Source organism: Gluconobacter sp. GP1 (assembly GCF_032913585.1).
In the GTDB taxonomy this organism is placed as follows: Bacteria; Pseudomonadota; Alphaproteobacteria; order Acetobacterales; family Acetobacteraceae; genus Gluconobacter; species Gluconobacter cerinus.
Window position 1 is genome coordinate 8,340 of record NZ_JASGXC010000016.1, and the last position, 1,544, is coordinate 9,883.

At 66.7% G+C, this 1,544-nt stretch carries 1 pseudogene; it reads right to left on the bottom strand.

Going from position 1 to position 1,544, the window contains the following annotated elements:
- A pseudogene (locus R5H23_RS16140) lies at positions 1 to 1,544 on the bottom strand (Eco57I restriction-modification methylase domain-containing protein); the annotation flags it as partial.

Below are 1,544 nucleotides of genomic sequence, written 5' to 3' on the forward strand. Positions count from 1 at the left end.
GCCGAACTGTCGTACAAAGGACTGATAGGCGCGCTTGAGGTCGGCCTGGAGCGCGCTGTAGGGCAGGTTCTCCACCTGGGCGCGCAGGACCGCACGGGCGGCATCGCGAACCGGGATCAGGCCTTCGATGATGCGCGCGTGCTTCTGGAATATGCCGTCCTTCTGCTCGCCTTTCTTGACCTTCACCGGCACAGACTGTCCGTCGATGATCTGGTGCAGCGCGCCCTTTTCGATCAGGTAGCTGCCTTCCTTGAGGCTCGCCCCCTCCCCTGCCGTGCCGACATCCGCACGTCGGCTGTCCCGCAGCGCCTCGACGTCAAGCGTCTGCGGCACCGGGAAGCGTGCCAGTCCGGCCAGACGGGAGAGTGCGCTCGGCAGGGCGTCGTCGAGCATCAGCATCGGGTTCGGTGCGCAGGTGTATTCCGGCCCAAACTGCCCGCTCGTCCAGCCATGCCGACCCAGCACCTGCTGGCCGTTCTCCGCAAAATAGCGGTTGATGCTGAGCGGTCCCTCCCCCTCGTCGGTGTCGGACAGGTCCACAACGTCCAGCCAGGCGGTGTCGCCCGGGGTGTCTCCGATCTCACGACGGCGCAGGACCAGCACGTCCACGACCACGTCGGTCCCGGCATCATCGCGCATCGCGCCAGCCGGCAAGCGAACCGCCCCGACCAGGTCCGCCGTTTCGAACAGGTGCCGGCGCGCAGTGGCGTCGCGCTTGTCCATCGTCCAGCGTGACGTGACGAACAGACCCATGGCACCGGGACGCAGGCGGGAGACGGAGCGTGCGATGAAGTAGTCATGCAGCGACAGGCCAAGCCGCCCCAGCTCGTCCGTGCCACGCACCGTGCGGTTGCTGAACGGCGGGTTGCCAATCGTGAGGTCGAACTGCTCGGCAATCTTCGCCGTGGTGAAGTCCTCAGACCGGACCCACTGGTTCGGAAACAGCTTGCGGGCGATGCGGGCGGTCAGAGGGTCGTTCTCGATCGCCGTCCAGGCCGTCTTCGGGGCAAGTTTCTCCGGGATCGCGCCCATGAACAGACCCGTGCCACAACCCGGCTCCAGCGCACGTCCGCCGCGGAACCCCATCTGCGCCACCAGATCCCACAGCGCATGCACGATCAGTTCCGGCGTGTAATGGGCGTACTGCGTGGCCCGCGCCAGTCCGGCCCGCTCCTGCTGGCTCGTCAGCGTCTCAAGCTGCACCCCGATCTCTTCCCAGCCCTGGCGGAACGCTTCGCCAGAACGGGGGAACAGACTGTTAGCCAGCTCCCCGGCTCCAAATCCCGTAAACTTCGCCAGCAAAGCCTGCTCGGACGGCGTTGCATTGCGCCCCTCGGTCTCCAGTTCGCTCACGAGACAAATGGCGGCGAGGTTGTCCCGCGCCCGCGCTTTCCAGCCCTGGGACAGGTCGCGTGTGCCACACAGGCGGAAGTCGATCTTCGGCGCCACAACCGGGGCTGCAGCGGCTTCTTTTGCGAGGGACGCGGCCTCGTCGAGCGCACGATCTCCGGGCAGGTCGCCCCAGAACAGGGTGTTGCTGCCGC